General features: G+C 64.4%; 18 protein-coding genes and 1 CRISPR repeat array (1 of these 19 only partly in view). Of the genes, 13 read left to right on the top strand and 5 right to left on the bottom strand.

Annotation, left to right across the window (positions count from 1 at the left end):
* Nucleotides 1-20: 20 nt before the first annotated feature.
* Together HHL15_RS18805 and HHL15_RS18800 are read left to right on the top strand one after the other, a co-directional pair.
* Complete coding sequence (locus HHL15_RS18805) at nucleotides 21-602, top strand: hemerythrin domain-containing protein (protein WP_169147342.1); 582 nt, start codon at nucleotides 21-23, stop codon at nucleotides 600-602.
* A gap of 52 nt (nucleotides 603-654) precedes the next feature.
* Complete coding sequence (locus HHL15_RS18800; RefSeq protein WP_169147341.1) at nucleotides 655-1,518, top strand: alpha/beta fold hydrolase; 864 nt, start codon at nucleotides 655-657, stop codon at nucleotides 1,516-1,518.
* Between the two features lie 134 nt (nucleotides 1,519-1,652).
* On the opposite strand, the gene HHL15_RS26595 is transcribed toward HHL15_RS18800, so the two are convergent.
* Both HHL15_RS26595 and HHL15_RS18790 read right to left on the bottom strand, forming a co-directional pair.
* The gene (locus HHL15_RS26595; RefSeq protein ID WP_169147340.1) at nucleotides 1,653-2,147 is read right to left on the bottom strand and encodes a GNAT family N-acetyltransferase; all 495 of its coding nucleotides are present in this window, start codon (nucleotides 2,145-2,147) and stop codon (nucleotides 1,653-1,655) included.
* Nucleotides 2,110-2,445: a type II toxin-antitoxin system TacA family antitoxin gene (locus HHL15_RS18790; protein ID WP_169147339.1), complete on the bottom strand. Its 336-nt coding sequence runs from the start codon at nucleotides 2,443-2,445 to the stop codon at nucleotides 2,110-2,112. Before HHL15_RS18790 ends, HHL15_RS26595 begins: the two co-directional genes overlap by 38 nt.
* 288 nt (nucleotides 2,446-2,733) lie before the next feature.
* Between HHL15_RS18790 and HHL15_RS18785 the strand changes: the two genes are divergently transcribed.
* The 4 genes from HHL15_RS18785 to HHL15_RS18770 all read left to right on the top strand — a co-directional run bounded on the left by HHL15_RS18785 (nucleotide 2,734) and on the right by HHL15_RS18770 (nucleotide 6,417).
* A complete protein-coding gene (locus HHL15_RS18785; protein ID WP_169147338.1) occupies nucleotides 2,734-3,630 on the top strand; it encodes a DMT family transporter in 897 nt (298 codons plus the stop codon).
* Nucleotides 3,631-3,693: 63 nt separating this feature from the next.
* Complete coding sequence (gene scpB, locus HHL15_RS18780; RefSeq protein ID WP_169147337.1) at nucleotides 3,694-4,467, top strand: methylmalonyl-CoA decarboxylase; 774 nt, start codon at nucleotides 3,694-3,696, stop codon at nucleotides 4,465-4,467.
* A gap of 27 nt (nucleotides 4,468-4,494) precedes the next feature.
* Complete coding sequence (locus HHL15_RS18775) at nucleotides 4,495-5,148, top strand: MOSC domain-containing protein (protein WP_169147336.1); 654 nt, start codon at nucleotides 4,495-4,497, stop codon at nucleotides 5,146-5,148.
* Nucleotides 5,149-5,379: 231 nt separating this feature from the next.
* Nucleotides 5,380-6,417, top strand: coding sequence for a zinc-dependent alcohol dehydrogenase family protein (locus HHL15_RS18770; protein ID WP_169147335.1), 1,038 nt, complete (start codon nucleotides 5,380-5,382; stop codon nucleotides 6,415-6,417).
* 65 nt (nucleotides 6,418-6,482) lie between these two features.
* Here HHL15_RS18770 and HHL15_RS18765 read toward each other — a convergent pair whose 3' ends face one another.
* Complete coding sequence (locus tag HHL15_RS18765; protein ID WP_169147334.1) at nucleotides 6,483-7,670, bottom strand: porin; 1,188 nt, start codon at nucleotides 7,668-7,670, stop codon at nucleotides 6,483-6,485.
* Nucleotides 7,671-7,718: 48 nt separating this feature from the next.
* A complete protein-coding gene (locus HHL15_RS18760) occupies nucleotides 7,719-8,783 on the bottom strand; it encodes an NAD(P)-dependent alcohol dehydrogenase (protein WP_206198851.1) in 1,065 nt (354 codons plus the stop codon).
* A gap of 391 nt (nucleotides 8,784-9,174) precedes the next feature.
* Here HHL15_RS18760 and HHL15_RS18755 point away from each other — a divergent pair, with 391 nt between their 5' ends.
* The 3 genes from HHL15_RS18755 (at nucleotide 9,175) to cas3f (ending at nucleotide 14,577) form a co-directional block, all read left to right on the top strand.
* Nucleotides 9,175-10,146 (top strand): helix-turn-helix transcriptional regulator, encoded by a 972-nt coding sequence (locus HHL15_RS18755; RefSeq protein ID WP_169147333.1) that lies wholly within the window; start codon nucleotides 9,175-9,177, stop codon nucleotides 10,144-10,146.
* A gap of 76 nt (nucleotides 10,147-10,222) precedes the next feature.
* On the top strand, nucleotides 10,223-11,197 hold the full coding sequence (gene cas1f / locus HHL15_RS18750; protein WP_169147332.1) for a type I-F CRISPR-associated endonuclease Cas1f: 975 nt from the start codon (nucleotides 10,223-10,225) through the stop codon (nucleotides 11,195-11,197).
* Entirely contained in the window at nucleotides 11,197-14,577 is a 3,381-nt protein-coding gene (gene cas3f, locus HHL15_RS18745) for a type I-F CRISPR-associated helicase Cas3f (RefSeq protein ID WP_169147331.1), read from the top strand. Before cas1f ends, cas3f begins: the two co-directional genes overlap by 1 nt.
* 148 nt (nucleotides 14,578-14,725) lie before the next feature.
* Here cas3f and HHL15_RS18740 read toward each other — a convergent pair whose 3' ends face one another.
* Nucleotides 14,726-15,016 carry a nucleotidyltransferase family protein gene (locus HHL15_RS18740; protein WP_169147330.1) on the bottom strand — a complete coding sequence of 97 codons (291 nt, stop codon included), beginning with the start codon at nucleotides 15,014-15,016 and terminating at the stop codon, nucleotides 14,726-14,728.
* 132 nt (nucleotides 15,017-15,148) lie between these two features.
* Here HHL15_RS18740 and csy1 point away from each other — a divergent pair, with 132 nt between their 5' ends.
* Genes csy1 through cas6f form a run of 4 tightly spaced genes read left to right on the top strand, consistent with a single transcriptional unit; the run spans nucleotide 15,149 to nucleotide 19,105 of the window.
* A complete protein-coding gene (csy1, locus tag HHL15_RS18735) occupies nucleotides 15,149-16,513 on the top strand; it encodes a type I-F CRISPR-associated protein Csy1 (protein ID WP_169147329.1) in 1,365 nt (454 codons plus the stop codon).
* Nucleotides 16,510-17,493, top strand: a complete 984-nt coding sequence (gene csy2 / locus HHL15_RS18730; RefSeq protein WP_169147328.1) for a type I-F CRISPR-associated protein Csy2 — start codon at nucleotides 16,510-16,512, stop codon at nucleotides 17,491-17,493. Before csy1 ends, csy2 begins: the two co-directional genes overlap by 4 nt.
* Nucleotides 17,494-17,518: 25 nt before the next feature.
* Nucleotides 17,519-18,538, top strand: coding sequence for a type I-F CRISPR-associated protein Csy3 (gene csy3 / locus HHL15_RS18725; RefSeq protein WP_169147327.1), 1,020 nt, complete (start codon nucleotides 17,519-17,521; stop codon nucleotides 18,536-18,538).
* Nucleotides 18,539-18,541: 3 nt separating this feature from the next.
* The gene (gene cas6f / locus HHL15_RS18720) at nucleotides 18,542-19,105 is read left to right on the top strand and encodes a type I-F CRISPR-associated endoribonuclease Cas6/Csy4 (protein WP_169147326.1); all 564 of its coding nucleotides are present in this window, start codon (nucleotides 18,542-18,544) and stop codon (nucleotides 19,103-19,105) included.
* A 129-nt stretch (nucleotides 19,106-19,234) separates the two neighbouring features.
* Nucleotides 19,235-20,029: direct repeats of the CRISPR family, unit length 28 nt; unit sequence CGTCACTGCCGGATAGGCAGCTCAGAAA; it runs 4,454 nt beyond the window's last position.

Genomic DNA, 20,029 nt, shown 5'->3' with positions numbered 1-20,029 from the left:
CCCACACGGAGAAACCCCCAATGCGCGCACTGCAAGTCCTGGCGGACGAACACCAATCCCTGGCCGCGATCCTGCACGCGGTCCGCTTCATGCTCAAGGAAATCGGCGCAGGCCACCTGCAACCCGACCTCAAGCTGCTGCGGGCCATGGTGAACTACCTGGACGCTTACCCCGAACAGCGCCACCACCCGAAGGAAGACCGCCTGCTCTTCGGGCGCCTGCAGGCCCGCACCGATGAAGGCAAGGAGCTGCTCGACAAGCTGTTCCGCCAGCACGCCGGCACCGCCGAGCGGATCCAGCTGCTGGAGAGCGCCCTCGACGCCTACGAGAAGAACCCGGCCGACGTGTCGGCGCTGGCCGCCGCCTTCGACACCTATGCCGAGTTCTACCGCAACCACATGATCCTCGAGGAGCGGGAGATCCTGCCCCTGCTGCGCAAGCACTTCACCGCCGAGGACTGGGCCGAGATCGACGCCGAACTGACTGCCGACGGCAACAACCTCGGCACCGCCCCCGGCGACGAATTCGCCGCCCTCTTCTCGAAGCTGGTGGCCGCCGCCCCGGCCCCCATCGGGCTGGGCCAGGGCCCCTACAAGGACTGAGCAGGGCTGACGCCACGCTTCGCCTCATCCACAAGAACGAAAGGACATCCCCATGAGCACCCCCCTCATCACCGAAGCCGCCACCAGCCGCTTCATCCGCATCCAGGACGCCGAGCTGGACGCCCAGATCCACTACAACGACATCGGTGAAGGCACCGAGACCGTGGTCATGCTCCACGGCTCGGGCCCCGGCGCCACCGGCTGGGCCAACTTCAACCGCAACATCGAGCCGCTCGTCAGCGCCGGCTACCGGGTGATCCTGATGGACTGCCTGGGCTGGGGCAAGAGCGACCCGGTGGTGTGCACCGGCTCCCGCTCCGACCTCAACGCCCGCTGCCTCAAGGGCTTGCTGGATAGCCTTGGCCTCGACAAGGTGCACATCATCGGCAACTCCATGGGCGCCCACAGCACCGTGGCCTTTGCCCTGTCCAACCCGAGCCGCGTCGGCAAGCTGATCCTGATGGGCGGCGGCACCGGCGGCCCCAGCCAGTTCGTGCCCATGCCCACCGAAGGCATCAAGCTGCTGCAGGGCCTGTACCGCGAGCCGACCATCGAGAACCTCAAGAAGATGATGGCCGTCTTCGTGTTCGACAGCAGCAGCCTCACCGAAGACCTCTTCCAGGCCCGCCTGGACAACATGCTGGCCCGCCGCGACCACATGGAGAACTTCGTCAAGAGCCTGGCCGCCAATCCCAAGCAGTTCCCCGACCAGGGCCCGCGCCTGGGTGAGGTCAGCGCCCAGACCCTCGTTATCTGGGGCCGCGACGACCGCTTCGTGCCCATGGACACCGGCCTGCGCCTGCTGTGGGGCATGCCCAACGCCGAGCTGCACATCTTCAACCGCTGCGGCCACTGGGCCCAGTGGGAGCACGCCGACAAGTTCAACCGCATGGTGCTGGACTTCCTGACGCACTGAGCCTGTTTGCTGCCAGCCCTGCATCCGGCTTCGATCGTGCTGCGGGGTTTGTGGGGTTGTGCAGTGCGCGCGTCTTGAGGCAAAAAGATGGCCGGGAGTGACTTCCCGGCCAGAGATACCGAGCGTCCTTGTTTTCAGGCGCCGGTGCCGAGGTGATTGCCGAGGATCAGGAAGAGCAGCAGCGGGATATCTGGCGCCGGGGTGAAGCCGTAGCGCTGGTAAAACGCTGCAGCTTGGTCGTGTTTTGCATCGACTGCCAACGCTACCCCTCCCCCGTTGCGGGAAATCTCTTGCGCGCGCTGTACTGCATCCATCAGAAGCAATTCACCCATGCCCTGACTTTGGTGCGCTTCGCTTACAGCAAGTCTGGCCAAACGGATTACCGGAAGGCGATTGGGTGGAGATTTGCGCGAAGGATAGCTAGAGCCTGCTACCTCGCTCAGCGTCAATGTGTAATAGCCGATGATCGTGGCATGTGCTTCTAGATCAACGAGTACAAAACTTCTCGACAGATTCTTTACTTGCTGTTGGAGCGACTGCTGTGCCAGCCAGCGATTGAGGATGAGATCACCGCAATCGAAACGCGTCCGGTCATGCTCCGAACTCAAACGTTGAATTTGAACCTTCACTACTTACCTTTCTAGCGTTGTAACGCTTCATTGCGTTCGTCAGCGTAGATGAGGGAGGCGGGGGATTGTCGATGAGGTCGAAAAACCAGGTAGCAGCTTCTGCGGACATCCTGATGACGCGCTCGTTCTCGATGATTTTCTCCGCTTTCTCCAGTGCTGCCTGCGCGACGAACTGACTGACTGTGGCACCGACCATCCTTGCGGCTAGGTCGAGTGTTTCTACAAGAGCTTGAGGTACTCGGGCAGTAATACGGCCCCGGGCGTCGGAGGCTGTTGCGCGTACCTTCGTGTTCGACATAAGAAAAGTCCTAGAGGATATAAAGTGAGTTCGAGTGAGTCAGTGAGTTCGAGTGAGTCAGTGAGTTCGAGTGAGTCAGTGAGTTCGAGAATGGTGGCATTTTGTCGCCGCTTTTGTCAAGTGTGGTGTCAAAGTGTCGCCAGGTTCGGCGCGTCACGAGCTTTGATTTGCGAAGCCAGCCGCACCCTTCAGCATTCCTGCAGCCCCTCCTCGGAACTTACGAATACCGCGAGCCGCCTGCCGGTGGCTTAATGGAGGCCTGTTTCCTGCGCTGCACCATCTGCCTCCATGAATCCTGCCGGCCACCGCCTGGGGCTCCTCTTCGCCGTTCTCGGTGCAGTGGGCTTTTCCTTCAAGGCCATCCTGATCAAGCTCGCCTACCCCTACGGGGTGGACGCCGTGACCCTGCTGGCCTTGCGCATGGGCTTTTCGCTGCCCTTCTTCCTGGCCCTGGGCTGGCACGACCAGCGTACCCGCAAGCCCGACCCCCTGAGCCGGCGCGACATCCTGATGATGCTGGGCCTCGGCACCACCGGCTACTACCTGGCCAGCTACCTGGACTTCCTCGGCCTGCAGTACATCTCGGCGGCGCTGGAGCGGTTGATCCTGTTTGCCTACCCGACCCTCGTGGTCGTGCTGTCGGCCCTGTTCCTGGGCAAGAAGATCACCCGCCGGGCCTTTGGCTCCATCGCCCTGTGCTACGCCGGCATCGCCCTGGCGGTGGCCCACGACCTGCACGTGGCTGGCGAGATGCATGACGTGGTGCTGGGTGGTGTGCTGGTGTTCGGCAGCGCGGTGTCCTACGCGCTCTACCTGATGGGCAACGGCCAGGCCGTCGGCCGCCTGGGGGCCGCCCGGGTCACCGCCTGGGCCAGCACCGCCGCCTGCCTGCTGTGCCTGGTGCACTTCGCCCTGACCCGGCCCCTCGGCGCGCTCGTCCAGCCCGCCCCGGTGATGCTGCTGGCCGGCGCCATGGCCTTGTTCTCCACCGTGCTGCCGGTGTGGATGGTGTCGGAGGCGATCCGCCGCATGGGCGCCGGGCCGGTGTCCCTGATCGGCACCCTCGGCCCGGTGGTCACTCTTTTCCTTGGCTGGCTGATCCTCGACGAGTCCATCGGCCTCTACCAGATCCTAGGCGGCAGCCTGGTGGTGGCGGGCGTATTGCTGGTCGGCAAGCGCGGCTGACCTCAGGCGCGCCGGCAGGCCTAGAATGCGGCTCCAGTCTTCACCCGTCGTCCTCCGAACACCATGCTGCAGATCCACGTTGCCGACCACATCGCCACCCTGACCCTCGATCGCGAACAGCGCCGTAACGCGCTGTGCGAAGAGATGGTCCAGTCCTTTGCCGCCGCGCTCGAATCGTTCCGTGCCGCCGGCGTACGCTGCGTGGTGTTGCGGGCCCGGCCGGGCTGCAAGGTCTGGTCGTCCGGTCACGACATCGAGGAACTGCCCGCCGCCGGCCTCGACCCCCTGGCCTGGCGCGACCCCCTGCGCAAGCTGGTGCGCGAGATCGAGACCTTTCCCGCGCCGGTCATCGCCATGATCGAGGGCAGCGTGTGGGGCGGCGCCTGCGAAACCGTGTTTGCCTGCGACCTGATCGTGGCCGCCCGCGACGCCACCTTCGCCGCCACGCCGGCCAAGCTCAACGTGCCCTACAACGTGGGCGGCCTGCTCACCTTCCTCAACGCCGCCAACCTGCGCCTGGCCAAGGAGATGCTGTTCACCGCCGCGCCCATCTCCGCCGAGCGCCTGTGCAGCCTGGGCATCCTCAACCAGGTGGTCGATGCCGCCGAGCTGGAAGAGGCCACCTACGCCATGGCCCGCTGCATCGCCGGCAACGCGCCCTTGTCCATCTCGGTGATGAAGGAGCAGCTGCGCATCCTGGCCGGCGCCCACACCATGTCCCCGGAGGATTTTGAACGCATTCAGGGCCTGCGCCGGGTGGTGTACAACAGCCAGGACTACGCCGAAGGCATCCGCGCCTTCAAGGAAAAGCGCGCGCCCGAGTTCAAGGGCGAATAAGTGGAGCAAGGGCAGGGATCATCGTTCATGGCCAGCATCGCACTCTTCACCGGTGGCATCCGTCCGCTCCCCGAGACCGGACGCCCCACCGGCATGTACAAGATGCCGGTGGTCCGGCCGGTCGCCTTGGGCCCCGAGGGCTTCGCCGGCGACCAGCAGGCCGACCGGCGTGTCCATGGCGGCCCGGACAAGGCCGTCCATCTCTACCCGGCGCGTCACTACGCGCGGCTTGCCGCCCGCTTCCCGGAGGCCGCCGCGCAACTGGTGCCCGGATCCCTCGGCGAGAACCTGTCCACGCCCGACCTCGACGAAGGGGATGTGCGCATCGGCGACCTGTGGCAGCTCGGCAGCGCCCTGCTGCAGGTCAGCCAGCCCCGCAACCCGTGCTGGAAGATCGACGAGCGCTTTGGCGCCGACGGCATGGCCGGCTTCATCGCCGAGCATCTGCTCACCGGCTGGTACTGGCGTGTGGTGCAGCCCGGCTATGTGTCCCCGGGCGACACCCTGGACCTGCTGCACGCCGCAGCGGACACCCCGACCCTGCGGGAAGCCCAGCTGCTGTGGCAGGCCCACCGGCCCGCCGTGGCCGATCTCGAGCGCCTCGCCGATCTGCCCGGCCTGGCCCGCGCCTGGCGGGACAAGATCGTGCAACGCCTGAGCTGGCTGAAGAAGTCGGGCTGAACGCAGGGTCAGGCCCGGCATCGAAGTGTGGCCGTAATCCGGACGGTCTGTTCGGATTACGGACGCGCGCGGGCCGGGCGGGCAGCGTACACATTCCGGTTTTTCCTTGCAGGCCAAAGGCTTGCCTGTCGTGGATGACGAATTCCCGGATGGCATGTCCCGTGCTCTATGGGACAGGCGCCCTCGTGTTGGCGGGGGGCGCATTTCATCCAACGATAGGAGACAGTACCCATGAAGGCACTTGTTTACGGCGGTCCGGGCAAGAAGACGCTCGAAGAGCGGCCCAAGCCCCAGTTGAAGGACGCGACCGATGCGCTCGTCCGGATCACCAGGACCACCATCTGCGGCACCGACCTGCACATCCTCAAGGGTGATGTGCCGACGGTCGCGCCGGGCACCGTGCTGGGCCATGAGGGCGTTGGCATCATCGAGTCGGTGGGCGCCGGCGTGACCACCTTCAAGCCGGGCGACCGGGTCCTGATCTCCTGCATCACCAGCTGCGGCAAGTGCGAGTTCTGCCGCAAGGGCATGTATTCCCACTGCACGACCGGCGGCTGGCAACTGGGCCACATGATCGATGGCACCCAGGCCGAGTACGTGCGTGTGCCCTACGCCGACACCAGCCTCTACCCGATTCCGGCCGGGGCGGACGAAGAGGCGCTGGTGATGCTCAGCGACATTCTGCCCACCGGCTTCGAATGCGGCGTGCTCAACGGCAAGGTCCAGCCCGGCAGCACCGTAGCCATCGTCGGGGCCGGCCCGGTCGGCCTGGCGGCGCTGCTGACGGCGCAGTTCTATTCGCCGGCGCGCATCATCGTGGTGGACCTGGACGACAACCGCCTCGAGGTGGCACAGCGCTTTGGCGCCACCGATGTGGTGAACAGCGCCGACGGGCGGGCCGCCGAAGTGGTCATGACGCTGACCGAAGGCCGGGGCGTGGATACGGCCATCGAAGCCGTCGGTATTCCGGCCACCTTTGCCGTGTGCGAGAGCATCGTGGCGGCGGGGGGGACCATCGCCAACGTGGGTGTGCATGGCACCAAGGTGGATCTGCACCTGGAAACCCTGTGGGCGCACAACATCTCCATCACCACCCGGCTGGTGGATACCTCCACCACCAGCATGCTGCTGAAGACCGTGCAGGCACAGAAGCTCGACCCGTCCCTGCTGATCACCCACCGCTTCACCCTCGACCAGGCCCTGGATGCCTACGAGACCTTTGCCAGCGCGGCCAAGAGCAAGGCCCTGAAAGTCATCATCTCGGCCTGAGCGCCGCGGGCGAAGCCAGGACGGCCCCGCCCGGATGTCCGGGCGGGGCCGTCCTGCCTGCTGGCTCAGAACGAGTGGCTGATGCCGAAGTCCAGGCCCGTGGTGCCATAGCCGCCGGCGGGGGAGCCGGTGCCGCCCGAGTCCACCGCGCTGCGTGCCGGGCTGGGCTGGATCGAACAGATGCCGTTGGCACTGTTGTTGATCTTTGCCACGTCCGCATACACATAGGTGCTGCGCCCGGAGAGGTAGTACACCCCGCCGATGCCCCACTTGCGGCAGCTGGCATCGAGTGAAGTCTTGTCCTCCAGGGCCACGTAGGAGGCGCGGACCTTGGCCCGCTCGCCGAGCAGCGGCGCCGACAGGCCGAGCATCCAGCTGCGGTGGTTCAACAAGGCACTGTAGGTGGCAAAGCTGCCATCGAAGATGTCCTTGTAGTTGTCGGTCTTGATGCTCTCCCAATAGCCGTGCAGCTTGATCGGGCCGAAGTCATAGGCGGCCCCGGCGACCAGGATGTTGAGCTTGTGCTCCTCGCTGCCCTTGGCCTGGAGCTGCTCCAGGTCGAGGGTCAGGTCCAGCCCGCCCTTCGAGTAGGACGGGATGAAGGCCCACAGGCGCCCGTCGCCCCGGTTGCCCGGGCTCTCCTGGCCCACCAGGCTGGTGGTGTAGGCAGCCAGGAAGGACAGGCCGTTCCAGCTCGGCGAAATATAGGCCACCGCGTTGTCGGCGCGGGTGCCGTGGACCTGGATGGAGGCCATGTTGGCCACCGTGCCGTTGCCGAAGGGGTCGTACTTGCCCGCCACGCTGTAGCGGCCGCCATCGATCCGGCCCAGCACCACGGTGCCGAGCCCGCCGGACAGGCCGACAAAGGACTTGCGGCGGAACACGCTGTTGCCCTGGGCATCGCTGAGGGTCGATTTGCCGTCGTCGATGGAGAAGCCCGCCTCCAGCTGGAAGAGGGCGGTGATGCCGTTGCGCAGATCGCGGCTGCCCTTGAAGCCCAGCCGGCTCTCCGACTCGATGCCGCTGGTCAGCTCGGACTTGTGGCCCGCAAAGCGGCTGCCGGCCTGGGCGGCATAGGCGCCGTTGTCGCCGCTGCGGCTCAGCAGGCCGCCGTCCAGGGTGCCGTAGATGGACAGCGTGCCGTTCTCGCCATCGACGAGGGTGAAGCCGTCGGCCGCGCCGGCCGGTGTGCAGGCAAAGCTGGCGAGCAGCAGTGCCCCTGCGCAGAGGGGCGCATTGATGGTGTGATTCATGGGGGAATCCTGGTGGAGGCGGGCCGGCGCCGGGCCGGCCCGACCTGCTTAGTCGAAGTGGATGACCGGCTTGATGATGCCGTCGGACTTGGTGGTCATCATGTCCAGCGCCTTCTCGATCTCGGAGAACTTGAAGTGATGCGTCGTCAGGCGCGTCGGGTCGACGCGGCCCGCCTCGATGAGGCGCATCAGGCGGCCCATGCGCTCGCTGCCACCGGGGCAGAGCAGGGTGGTGATGGTCTTCTCACCCATCCCCACGCCCCACTCCAGGCGCGGGATCTTGATGTAGTCGCCGTGGCCGAAGTAGCCGATGTTGGAGATCACGCCGCCCGCACGGGTCGCCTTGACGCAGTTCTCGAAGGTGGGCTGGGAGCCCAGCGCATCCATGGCCGCATCCGCCCCGTGGCCGCCGGTGAGGCGCATGATCTCGGCGATCGGGTCCTGCTCCTTGAAGTTGATGGTCACGTCGGCCCCGTAATAGCGGGCCAGCTCCAGGCGGGACGGCACGCAATCGACCGCAATCACCAGGCCCGCCCCGAGCAGGCGCGTCCCGGCGATCGCCATCAGGCCGACCGGCCCCATGCCGAACACCACCCCCGAACCACCCAATGGAATGCGCGCATTCTCGGCACCCTTGAAGCCGGTGGACATCATGTCGGTGGTGTAGCAGGCGGCCTCGTCCGACACCCCATCGGGAATCAGGGCCAGGTTGGACTCGGCATCATTGACGTGGAAATACTCCGCCATGTTGCCGTCCTTCTGGGTGGTGAACTTGTAGCCACCCAGCATCACCTTGCACTGGGAGGTGAAGCCGCGCTGGCAGTTCTCGCACTTGAAACAGGGCGTGATCGCATTGACCGCCACCCGCTGCCCGACCCGGAAGCCTTCCACCGCGCTGCCCAGCGCATGGATGACCCCCACCGCCTCGTGGCCCAGCACCCTGTCCTTCAACTCACCCAGGCCACCCTCGATGGTGTGGCAATCGGAGGTGCACACCATCGCGACGGTCGTCCGCACCACCGCGTCATTCGGGCCGGGTACGGGGATCGGGCGTTCCAGTACGGCCACATCATGCAGGCCCCGCATCACCAGGGCTTTCATCAAACCTGCCATCTCTTCCTCCTTCCATGGATATGTCGTTTACGGGATCTGCCCCTAGTGGGTGTCCCGTGTTCTTTATTGCTGGCAATCCGCTCTCCGTATGGAAAGCGCAGCGCTCTGTGCAAACGACGTGCCAAAGGCATGGGGAAAAGGACTAATGCATGGTATTCAGGGGCTTGCGGGAATTGCCGGATGGGTATCCTTTTTGTGTTGAAGGGAATTCATCCGGATTTGCTACGCATGCGTAGGGCGAGAGCGGGCGGGATTCGGACGGCATGCCGGCCGGGTGATGGCCTCATCACGGAATGAGGGCGTGGCAGTTCATGGCAAAGGAGTGCGCTGCCTCACAGCCGGTGCATGCCTTGCCATGTCAGGCTGAGGTCCTGACTACCCCCGACCCGCCATGGACCGCTCCGAGCGCTTTTACCTGATCCGTCAACTCCTTGCCCGCCAGCGCCACGTGACCGTCCAGCAGTTTCTGGATGCGCTGGAAGTGTCACCCGCTACGTTCAAACGGGATATCCAGTATCTCCGGGACCGCTTCCAGGTTCCGATCGAATGGAAGCGCGAGCTGGGTGGCTACATCCTCGACCGATCACAACCGGAGGCCGCCCAGGCCGAGTTGCCGGGCATGTGGTTCTCCGACAAGGAAATCCACGCGCTGCTCACCATGCAGCACCTGCTGGCCAATCTCGATCCCGGCGGTCTCCTGGCGCCTCATGTGGAACCGCTGGTCCGGCGTCTCGACAAGCTGCTGGGCGCGGCCGATGACGCCTCTGAAGAGGTGCGCCGCCGGGTGCTGATCGTCGGGATCGGCAAACGCGGCATGAAGCTCGCCCACTTCGAAAAGGTCGGCTCCGCGCTTCTGTGGCGCAAACGTCTCTCCATCCGCTATTACGCCCGGGGCAAGGGCGAGGAGTCCGACCGGCAGATCTCACCCCAGCGTCTCGTCCATTACCGGGAGAACTGGTATCTCGACGCGTGGTGCCATGTCCGGGGCGCTCTGCGCAGCTTTGCGGTGGATTCCATACGCAGCGTCGAACTCCTTGACCTTGCCGCGAAGGACATTCCCCAGGAGACGATCGATGCAGTCCTGGGCCCCGGCTACGGCATCTTCGCCGGCGCCGGCATCAAGTGGGCCCGCCTGCGCTTCAGCCCCGAGCGCGCCCGCTGGGTCGCCAGCGAATTCTGGCATCCCGACCAGAAATGCCACTTCCAGGACGACGGCGCCTACGTTCTGGAGATTCCCTATGCAGACCATCGCGAGCTCCTGATGGACATCCTCAAGCATGGCCGGCACTGCGAGGTGCTGGCACCGGTAGAGCTGCGCGAGGTAGTGGGGGAGGAGTTGGGGGTGATGCTCGGCAGATATTGATATCGGCGATGAGGGGCTCACGTGGTGAGCTACCCGCGTCAGCACAATTCACCCGGAAATGAACTGGAGCATCGCCATGGACACCTTCACCCCCTCCGACCTCAAGACCATCCTGCATTCCAAGCGGGCCAACATCTATTACCTCCGCCATTGCCGCGTACTGGTCAATGGCGGGCGGGTCGAGTATGTGACCGACGAGGGCAGCCAGTCCCTCTACTGGAACATTCCCATCGCCAACACAACCGTGCTCCTGCTGGGCACGGGTACGTCGATCACCCAGGCCGCCATGCGGGAATTGGCCAAGGCCGGGGTGATGGTCGGCTTCTCCGGGGGCGGTGGCACACCGCTCTACAGCGCCAACGAGATGGATATCGAAGTGGCTTGGTTTTCGCCGCAGAGTGAATACCGCCCGACCGAATACCTGCAGCACTGGGTGCGCTTCTGGTTCGACGATGCACTGCGCCTGGAGGCGGCCAAGGCCATCCAGCGCGCCCGGCTGGCGCGCATCGCCGAACACTGGGTAGGCAATCGCAAGCTGGCGGATGGCGGGTTTGTGATTCCCGCAGACAGGCTGAAGCCCGCCCTGGATGCCTCTCTGCGCCAGATCGATCTGGCCCCGGACAACACCGCGCTGCTGACCGAAGAAGCCCGCCTCACCAAGAAGCTCTTCAAGCTGGCCTGCGATGCCACCGGCTACGGCGACTTTGTCCGCGCCAAGAACGGCAGCGGCGCCGATCCGGCCAACCGCTTTCTCGACCATGGCAATTACCTGGCCTACGGTCTCGGCGCCACGGCCGCCTGGGTCCTGGGCCTGCCCCACGGGCTGGCCGTGCTGCACGGCAAGACACGCCGCGGCGGGCTGGTTTTCGACATCGCCGACCTGGTGAAGGACGCACTGATCCTGCCGCAGGCCTTCGTCTCGGCCATGCGCGGCGACGACGAACAGGGCTTCCGTGAGGCCTGCATCGCCAGCCTGGTCCAGGCGGAAGCGCTGGACTTCATGATCGACACCGTCAAGGCCATCGCCCTCGACCTCGGCAGGCAGGCGTAATGAACATCCTGCTGATCTCCCAATGCACCAAGAACGCCCTGACCGAAACCCGGCGGATCATCGACCAGTTTGCCGAACGGCGCGGGGAGCGGACCTGGCAGACGCCGATTACGCAGCAAGGCCTGGATACGCTCCGCCGCCTCTTGCGCAAGACGGCCCGCAAGAACACCGCGGTGGCCTGCCACTGGATCCGGGGCAAGGATCACACCGAACTGCTGTGGATCGTGGGTGATGCGAGCCAGTTCAATGGGCAAGGCGCCGTGCCCACCAACACCACCCGTCGCAACGTGCTGCGCCGTGACAGCGAGAACGACTGGCATGGTCTGCAGCGTATCCATCTTCTTTCTTCCCTGGCGGCACTGCTGCACGACCTGGGCAAGGCCTGCCGGGCCTTTCAGGAGCGGCTTCTGCCTGGTGCGCCGCTGACACGCAATCTCTACCGGCACGAGTGGGTTTCGCTGCGCCTTTTCCAGGCTTTCGTGGGTACGTCGAGTGACGACGAATGGTTGCAGCGCTTGATCGAGCCTACATCACTGGATGATGAGAGCTGGCTCGCCGATGGCCGCTTGCTGCGTGACGGGCTGGACTCTGCCGCGGGAGGCTGCAAGCCTTTCGCCGTCCTGCCGCCGCTGGCCCGGGCCGTCGGCTGGTTGGTGCTGACCCATCACCGTTTGCCGGTGATGCCCGCCGAGGATGACAAGGGAGGGCAGCGTTGGCTCGGTGCCAAGGTGCGGGATTTCCGCAGCGAGCAACTGAACAGGCTGCTGGAGCAGGTGGATGCCGACTGGAACGAGCTTGCCGGCACGCCGGATCGTGCCGCCGTGGGAGCCTACTGGCAGTTTCAGCATGGCTTGCCGGTCACCGTTCCGGCATGGCGCAAGCGCGCTGGTCGAATCGCCCGGCGACTGCTTGAGTTGCAGCGTGGGGTGCGCGAACCCGATTGGTGTGGCGATCCTTTTGTCATGCATCTTTCCCGACTGAGCCTGATGCTCGCTGACCATCATTACTCCAGCCTGACCGAGAGGAGTGAGCGGGAGCAGGGAGAGAAGGGCTACCCGCTCTTTGCCAACACAAGGCGGGATACGGGCGCCCTGAATCAGACCCTGGATGAGCACCTGCTGGGGGTGACAAAACACGCTGGGGTCATCAATCACGCCCTTCCCGGATTCGAACTTCACTTGCCGCGTCTGGCCCGCCACAAGGGGCTGCGCAAACGCAGTCAGGATGAGCGCTTCCGCTGGCAGGACCGCGCCGCAGATACCGCTGCGGCCATGCGCGAGCGTGCCACCCGCCAAGGGGCCTTCATCGTGAACATGGCGTCAACCGGCTGCGGCAAGACCCTGGCGAACGCCCGCATCATGAATGCCCTGGCCGATCCGCTCAAAGGCATGCGCTGTGCGTTTGCGCTGGGCTTGCGCACGCTGACGCTGCAGACGGGCCACGCCTTTCGCGATGCCCTCGGCCTGTCTGACGATGAGCTGGCCATCAAGGTCGGTGGTTCCGCCAGCCGTGAGTTGTTCGAGTTCCACGAACGCCTGGCAGAGAAGTCCGGTTCGGCGTCGACCCAGAGCCTGCTGCAGGAAGACAGCCACGTCCTGTTCGAAGGCAATGCCGAACACCCGATTCTGCAGCGTCTGTCCGGGGATCCCCAGGTGCGCTCCCTGCTGGCCGCGCCCTTGCTGGTATGTACGGTGGACCACCTGACCCCGGCCACCGAAAGCCCGCGCGGAGGGCGGCAGATTGCGCCGATGCTGCGTCTGTTGAGCGGCGACCTGGTTCTGGATGAGCCCGACGACTTTGATATCGATGACCTCCCGGCCCTGACCCGGCTCGTGCATTGGGCCGGCCTGCTGGGTAGCCGCGTACTGCTCTCGTCAGCCACCTTGCCGCCGGCGCTGGTGGACGGCTTGTTCCGTGCCTATCTGGATGGCCGGGCCTGGTTTCAACGCAATCGGGGAGAACTCCCGGGCGAAGCCCCCGTTGTCTGTTGTGCCTGGTTCGACGAGTTTGACCAACTGCAGCAGGACTGTGCCAATAGTCAGGGCTTTCTGGATGCACACCAGCACTTTGTGCTGAAACGCCATGCCCGCCTTGCCAAAGCGCCTGTCAGGCGTCTTGGCGAGCTCATTCCCTTGCCTGCAGGTGGCGCAGACATCCCGGGCATTCGAGCCGGTTTCGCCCGCACGGTGCGGGATGCCGCCTTGAAGCTGCATGGCCTGCATCACAGCACCGATCCCAAGACCGGCAAACGGGTCAGCTTCGGGCTGGTGCGCATGGCCAATATCGATCCCTTGTTCGACGTGGCGCTCGCGTTGTACGCCGCGGGCATGCCGGAAGGACACCGACTTCATCTGTGCGCCTATCACTCCCAGTACCCGCTGCTGATCCGCTCGGCCATCGAAAATCGCCTCGATACGGCCTTGAACCGGCGCAGTCCCGACGCGGTGTTTGAACTACCCGACATCCGTGGGCGCCTGGACCAAAGCCCGGAGCCCGACCAGTTGTTCGTCGTCCTCGGCTCACCCGTCACGGAGGTGGGTCGTGATCACGATTACGACTGGGCCATCGTAGAGCCCTCGTCCATGCGCTCGCTGATCCAGCTGGCCGGGCGCATCCGTCGGCATCGTCCTGGAACGGTCGAAACCGCCAACCTGCTGGTGTTCGACTCCAATCTGCGCCACCTGGAAAGCCCGGGCAGGGCGGCCTTCTGCCGGCCGGGTTTCGAGCAGGATGACGTGCCCTTTCGCCTCTCTACCCATCGTCTCGCCGAATTGCTCGATGCCGCGGAGATACGGGTCATCGATGCACGGCCCCGCATCCTGCCCCGGCCTGACGAACAGCTTGAGCCCTCCCGCCGATTGGTCGACCTGGAGCATGCCCGCATGCGTCAGCAGATGCTTCCCCAGGCGTCCTCCGCCGTGCCGCTCAGTGCCCGCCAGTTGCGCTCAGGCCAGAAGCCGAAGACCACCCTGAACGCCGCCAGCCAGTGGACCTCGCCGCAGGTCTGGCTGACCGCGGTACTCCCCCAGCAACAGCCCTTTCGGGACGACAGCCTGAAGAGCGTAGACGTGGTGCTTCTGCCCAACGAGGACGAAGACGACTACGTCCTCCACCGGATTGATCCGGGCAAGAGGAAATGGGAATCCCTGTACGTGCAGATCGAGGGCAGCCAGAACCATCGCGTGCCGGATAGTCAGGTGATGGGGGAGCGCATCGTGCCCTGGGGCGAAACAGACTACCTGGAAGCCCTTGGCGCCCTGGCCGAATCCCTTGAGATGCCGCTCCTGAACTGCGCCCAGCGTTACGGCGCGGTCAGCCTGCCGGACAGCGAACAGGGATGGCGATTCCACCCGGTGCTGGGGTTTACGAGGGAGAGGTGATGAGGGGCTGCGGAACTCCAGGCTTATTCAGAAGCTGGCCAGGTTTGGGCCGAGGTTGCCACGGCTGGCAAGTGGAGCATCAGCTCACGCAGCGATTGGGCTGTTGCCTCGTACATCTGCTCCAGCCAAAGCTGAAGGCGCCCAATGGTCATAACGGCTTGGCCTCCGCCAGAACCTGCGCCCTGAAGCGTGACGGCAGATCGCCGGGCGTCCTTACGTCCACCGGTACTCCGAGGAGTGCCTCCAGTTCGACCTGCAGCCCGCCCAAGTCGAACAGCGTGGTTTCTGGAGAGGGGGCGACGAGCAAGTCGAGGTCACTGTCGTCCTTATCCGCGCCATGCAGAACCGAGCCGAACACCCGCGGATTGCTGACCCGGAACCTCCGGGCTGCCTCCAGGATGGCTTGGCTGTTCAGTTGGAGGGCGAGGGAAGGTTTCATCGTCGTATCACTTAGCAAGTACCGACACAGGTTTGGACAAACACATTTGATCAAGAGGAGGATTGAAATGCAACGCACTGCTAGCAAACGGATGCCGGTGCCCAGTCGGGCCGGTGGCGCAGGAGGCTCATCATGAGTCAGCCTTCTGAAGACCGCCGCGCCCTGTTTCGCGCGGCGATTGAACATTTCCTGAGCGAGCGCCTGTCGGCCAAGCTCGACAAACTCGCGGCCGATGATCCGAAGCGCAGCGAGTTGCTGGAGCAGTACGCACCCGCCGCCTGGTTGGCGGATGCGGCGCGGCGCGTTGCGCAGATCCAGACCGTCACCCATTCGCTCAAGCCCATCCACCCTGAAGCACGGGGAACCAATCTGTACTGCCCGCCGGAGTCCTTGCCGAACCGGCCTGAGGTGGGTAGTCATGTGCTGGGTGCGGATTTTGCCGGTGACGTGGTGGGCAATGCCGCGGCCCTGGATGTCTACAAGTTCCTCAAGCTTGCGGTGGAACAGCGGCCCTTGCTGGAGTGGATGCAGCAGGATGATGCCGATCTTCTCGCCGCGCTCTCTGGCGAACCTGGGAAGGCTCAATCCTGGGCTGCGGCGTTCAGGAGCGTGACAGAGCCTGCCAGCGAGATTCCTGCTTCCCATGGCCTGGCCAAGCAGCTGTACTGGTTGACCGGGGAAGATCCAGCCAACGACGGGGACTTCCATCTCCTGGCGCCCCTCTACGCCAGCTCGTTTGCCCACGCCGTATTTCGCACGATCAATGAAGACCGCTTCAGCGATCCCGCCAAGGCGGCGCAGAAAGCCCGGTGGGAACGCCGTGATCACGAGGGTGTGAGCCGCGAATATCCCAGCCTGGCAGTCCAGAAGTTCGGTGGCACCAAACCGCAGAACATCAGCCAGCTCAACAGCGAGCGGGGTGGCAGCAACTACCTGCTCGCCTCGCTCCCGCCGCGCTGGAAAAGCCGTGAGGTTCAGGCGCCCTGGTATGTGGATTCGGTGCTCTCCCGCTTCGGGCGCAGCGACGACGCCTGGCAAATGCTGCGCGAACTGCGCGAGTTTTTGCTCTCGGGGCCACCCCCAACGATGGAAACCCGGGATCGGCGCGATGCGCTGATCGACAGCCTGGTCGATGGCCTCGTTGATTTCGCCCAGCGCTTCCAGGTGATGCTCCCCGCGGGATGGACTCATGATCCTCGCTGCCGTCTTCACGAGGCTGAACAGTTGTGGCTGGACCCCGGCCGAGTTCTGGAGGACGCGGAAGACGACGCTGTCTTCTGCGGGAAGTGGCACAAGATGGACTGGCCAGCGGAGATCGGGAAGCGTTTTGGCAACTGGCTCAACAAGCAGATGGGGCCCGAGCTGCCCCTCGGCGATGTCGAAGCGCGTCAGTGGCAGACCGAACTGCTCTTGCAGCAGGACTGGGCACAACGCTTGCACGAGCTGCGCGGAGGTCTCGATGCGCCTCGCTACATTCCGACCAGGGAGGGGGCATGAGCACGACACTCCCCGAGAGCCAGGGTTTGCTGATGCTGCCCCACCTGCGCATCCAGAACGCCAACGCCATCTCCAGCCCGCTCACCCACGGCCTGCCGTCCATGACCGCGTTCCTTGGCCTGATGTGGGCGCTGGAGCGAAAGCTCTGTGCCAACGGTACTGGAATGGCGTTCAACAGCGTGGGCGTGATCTGCCACGACTTTGACGAGCAGGTCACCGAAGGGGGTTACACCAAGGCCTTCCGGCTTACCCGCAACCCGGTGGACAGGGATGGCAGCACCGCAGCCATCGTGGAGGAGGGGCGCATCCACCTGGATATCACCCTCGTTTTCGGTGTGAGCAGCGAAACGGTCCTGGAGAAAGCCGAGGCCCGCCAGACCCTTGCCGATACGGTTGCGGAAACGCTGGCCGGCATGCGGGTGGCAGGTGGCAGCATTGTGCCGACGCGTGGCGCCGATGCGAAGCAAGGCGCGGAATTGATCCGCCTGGCGGAAGATTCCACGGAAGCCGGCAAGCAGTTCCGGCGCCTGCGCCGCCGCTGGTTGCCTGGCTTCGCACTGGTCTGCCGCGACGACTTGCTCGCCCAGCGCCTTGCAAGCCTGCGCGCCATCGAGCCGACGGCCACGGCACTTGATGCCCTCCTTGATCTGTCCCGTATCAACTGGAGGCCGGAGCCTGCCGCAGCGTCCGATTCCGAGCGCAAGGGGGTGGAGTGGAAACCGGAGCCCAGGGCCGGCTGGATCGTGCCCATCCCGGTGGGGTATGGCGCCCTATCCGGCATCCACCCCGCTGGCAGCGTGAAGAACGCCCGTGATTCACACACCGATTTTCGTTTTGTTGAAAGCCTTTATTCCATCGGCCAGTGGATCAGTCCGCATCGGCTTGGTGGTGTTCGCGAACTGCTTTGGTATGGCCACAGCGACGTCGAGAGCGGCCTCTACCGCTGCCGGAACGACTTTGCTGCTGCGCCCCACGCCTGAATTCCCTTTTGAAAGGAAATAGATCATGACGCTCAAGACCGCTTCCGTCCTTGCCTTCGAACGCAAGCTCGACCCTTCCGACGCCCTTTTCTTTGCGGGTAGCTGGGACAGCAGGAACGCCAGCGATGCCTGGCCGCCGGTGAAGATCAAGGTCAAATCCGTGCGCGGCACCATCTCCAACCGCCTCAAGACCAAGGATCAGGACGCTGCCAAGCTCGACGCCGCCATCGAGAACCCCAACCTGCAAACCGTCGATGTGGCCGCGCTGCCCAGCCAGGCCGATACCCTCAAGCTTGTTTTCACCCTGCGGGTTCTCTCCGGCACGGGGCAACCTTCTGCCTGCAACGACGCCGATTACCAGAAGAAGCTCATGGAGACGGTGGGCGGCTATGTGGGCAGCAACGGCTTTGGTGAGCTGGCCCGTCGCTATGCCTCCAACCTCGCCAACGCGCGCTTCCTGTGGCGCAACCGTGTCGGCGCCGAGAGGGTGGAAGTCCAGGTGGCGCATCTGGTCGGTGGGCAAGCCCGCAGTACCTGGACCTTCGATGCGCTGTCCTTCTCGCTGCGAGATTTTGCGGTGCCCTCGCAGAGCTCGGCTGCACTCGATGAACTGAGCAAGCTGATCGGCGACGGGCTGGCCGGGCAAGGCCACGTGCTGCTGCAGGTCACGGCCTACGTGCGCGTCGGTGCGGGGCAGGAAGTCTTTCCCTCACAGGAACTCATCCTTGACAAGGGGCGGAGTGACAAGAGCAGGACACTCTACGAAGTGGATGGAATCGCCGGGCTCCACTCCCAGAAGGTCGGTAACGCCATCCGGACAATCGACACCTGGTATCCGGAGGTGGAGGAGCTAGGCCCGATTGCGGTTGAGCCCTATGGCTCCGTCACCACCCGCGGCAAGGCCTACCGGCAGCCCAAGAAAGGTGACGACTTCTACTCTCTGCTCGACAACTGGATCATCAAGGACAAGGTGCCGGCTACGGAACAACAACACTTCGTCATCGCCACCCTGATCCGTGGCGGGGTCTTTGGCGAGGCGGGCTGAGCCATGGACCACTACCTGGAGATCCGTATTCTTCCCGATCCGGAATTCCCGGCCACCACGCTGATGAATGCCTTGTTCAGCAAGTTTCACCGGGGGCTGGTGGGGCATGGAGAGGGAGCCATCGGCGTGAGCTTTCCAGATGTCAGGGAGGGCTCTCGCAGCCTGGGGAGCCGCTTGCGCCTGCACGGAGAGGGGGCCGATCTGCGCGGCTTCATGGCAGAGGGCTGGCTGACCGGTATGCGCGATCACGTTGCCATCGATGGCCCGACACCCGTGCCTGCAGGCGCTCGTCATCGCGTTGTCCGGCGTGTCCAGGCCCACAGCAGCCCTGAGCGGGAGCGCCGAAGGCTGATCGCGAGGAAGGGGATTTCGCCCGAGGCAGCCCGCAAGGCGATTCCTGACAGCCGGGCCGAGCAGCTCAAGCTGCCTTTCCTGATGCTGGCAAGCCGCAGCACCGGCCAGCAGTTCCTGCTCTTCGTCGAGCACCTGCCCATCACGGAGCAAGCCTGTGCCGGGGCCTTCAGCAGCTACGGACTCAGCGCAAACACGACCATCCCCTGGTTCTGACCCTTTTTTCGTCGCTCTCGCCGAGGCCTTGATTTCAGGGGCTTCGGCAGGGGCGTCGTTTTTTTGGTCAAAGCGCTGGAAAGTACAGTTTCTCTTTAACAATCAGGAACTCAAGCCTGTTAGGCTCTACGTCACTGCCGGATAGGCAGCTCAGAAAGGAGATGGCTGCCACATACGGGAAGAGCCAGGCGTCACTGCCGGATAGGCAGCTCAGAAACAGCGGAACCCGTGCTGGTAACCACCTGGGCCCGTCACTGCCGGATAGGCAGCTCAGAAAATCGTGGCGCAGCGCCAGGGAAAGCGGGCGGTCGTCACTGCCGGATAGGCAGCTCAGAAAAGAGCGACCCACTTGCGCTGAGCGCCGCTGAACGTCACTGCCGGATAGGCAGCTCAGAAAAGTGGCGTTGCGGCGTAGGCATAGCCAAGGATCGTCACTGCCGGATAGGCAGCTCAGAAAACCGCCTACCGCGCTTGTGTGCGCTCACCTCACGTCACTGCCGGATAGGCAGCTCAGAAAACAATCCGGCGATCGGCCCGGGCGGACTGGTACGTCACTGCCGGATAGGCAGCTCAGAAATATCACCGATGTACGCCGGCCCCGAGCGCCAGCGTCACTGCCGGATAGGCAGCTCAGAAAATCCGGCGGACTTCCCGGCGGTACAGGCACGGCGTCACTGCCGGATAGGCAGCTCAGAAATGCAGGCTGGCGAGGACCTTGGCGCGGAAGGCCGTCACTGCCGGATAGGCAGCTCAGAAAGCCCCGGATTTTCCAGGTCGCCGCGTCCCGGTCGTCACTGCCGGATAGGCAGCTCAGAAAATTCCGTTTTGGAACATTTGAGCTTTCTGATCCGTCACTGCCGGATAGGCAGCTCAGAAATTGGGTATCGGTTGGGTTTCCTTCGAAGGCATCGTCACTGCCGGATA

The organism is Zoogloea dura (assembly GCF_012927165.1).
In the GTDB taxonomy this organism is placed as follows: domain Bacteria; phylum Pseudomonadota; class Gammaproteobacteria; order Burkholderiales; family Rhodocyclaceae; genus Zoogloea; species Zoogloea dura.
This window is presented reverse-complemented; position numbering and strand designations above follow the sequence as displayed.

Excerpts from the sequence above, each read along its gene's own strand:
- HHL15_RS18805 (WP_169147342.1), top strand. The coding sequence starts at position 21 with ATGCGCGCACTGCAAGTCCTGGCGGACGAACACCAATCCCTGGCCGCG.
- HHL15_RS18800 (WP_169147341.1), top strand. The coding sequence starts at position 655 with ATGAGCACCCCCCTCATCACCGAAGCCGCCACCAGCCGCTTCATCCGC.
- HHL15_RS18790 (WP_169147339.1), bottom strand. The coding sequence starts at position 2,445 with ATGTCGAACACGAAGGTACGCGCAACAGCCTCCGACGCCCGGGGCCGT.
- HHL15_RS18785 (WP_169147338.1), top strand. The coding sequence starts at position 2,734 with ATGAATCCTGCCGGCCACCGCCTGGGGCTCCTCTTCGCCGTTCTCGGT.
- scpB (WP_169147337.1), top strand. The coding sequence starts at position 3,694 with ATGCTGCAGATCCACGTTGCCGACCACATCGCCACCCTGACCCTCGAT.
- HHL15_RS18775 (WP_169147336.1), top strand. The coding sequence starts at position 4,495 with ATGGCCAGCATCGCACTCTTCACCGGTGGCATCCGTCCGCTCCCCGAG.
- HHL15_RS18770 (WP_169147335.1), top strand. The coding sequence starts at position 5,380 with ATGAAGGCACTTGTTTACGGCGGTCCGGGCAAGAAGACGCTCGAAGAG.
- HHL15_RS18765 (WP_169147334.1), bottom strand. The coding sequence starts at position 7,670 with ATGAATCACACCATCAATGCGCCCCTCTGCGCAGGGGCACTGCTGCTC.
- HHL15_RS18760 (WP_206198851.1), bottom strand. The coding sequence starts at position 8,783 with ATGGCAGGTTTGATGAAAGCCCTGGTGATGCGGGGCCTGCATGATGTG.
- HHL15_RS18755 (WP_169147333.1), top strand. The coding sequence starts at position 9,175 with ATGGACCGCTCCGAGCGCTTTTACCTGATCCGTCAACTCCTTGCCCGC.
- cas1f (WP_169147332.1), top strand. The coding sequence starts at position 10,223 with ATGGACACCTTCACCCCCTCCGACCTCAAGACCATCCTGCATTCCAAG.
- cas3f (WP_169147331.1), top strand. The coding sequence starts at position 11,197 with ATGAACATCCTGCTGATCTCCCAATGCACCAAGAACGCCCTGACCGAA.
- HHL15_RS18740 (WP_169147330.1), bottom strand. The coding sequence starts at position 15,016 with ATGAAACCTTCCCTCGCCCTCCAACTGAACAGCCAAGCCATCCTGGAG.
- csy1 (WP_169147329.1), top strand. The coding sequence starts at position 15,149 with ATGAGTCAGCCTTCTGAAGACCGCCGCGCCCTGTTTCGCGCGGCGATT.
- csy2 (WP_169147328.1), top strand. The coding sequence starts at position 16,510 with ATGAGCACGACACTCCCCGAGAGCCAGGGTTTGCTGATGCTGCCCCAC.
- csy3 (WP_169147327.1), top strand. The coding sequence starts at position 17,519 with ATGACGCTCAAGACCGCTTCCGTCCTTGCCTTCGAACGCAAGCTCGAC.
- cas6f (WP_169147326.1), top strand. The coding sequence starts at position 18,542 with ATGGACCACTACCTGGAGATCCGTATTCTTCCCGATCCGGAATTCCCG.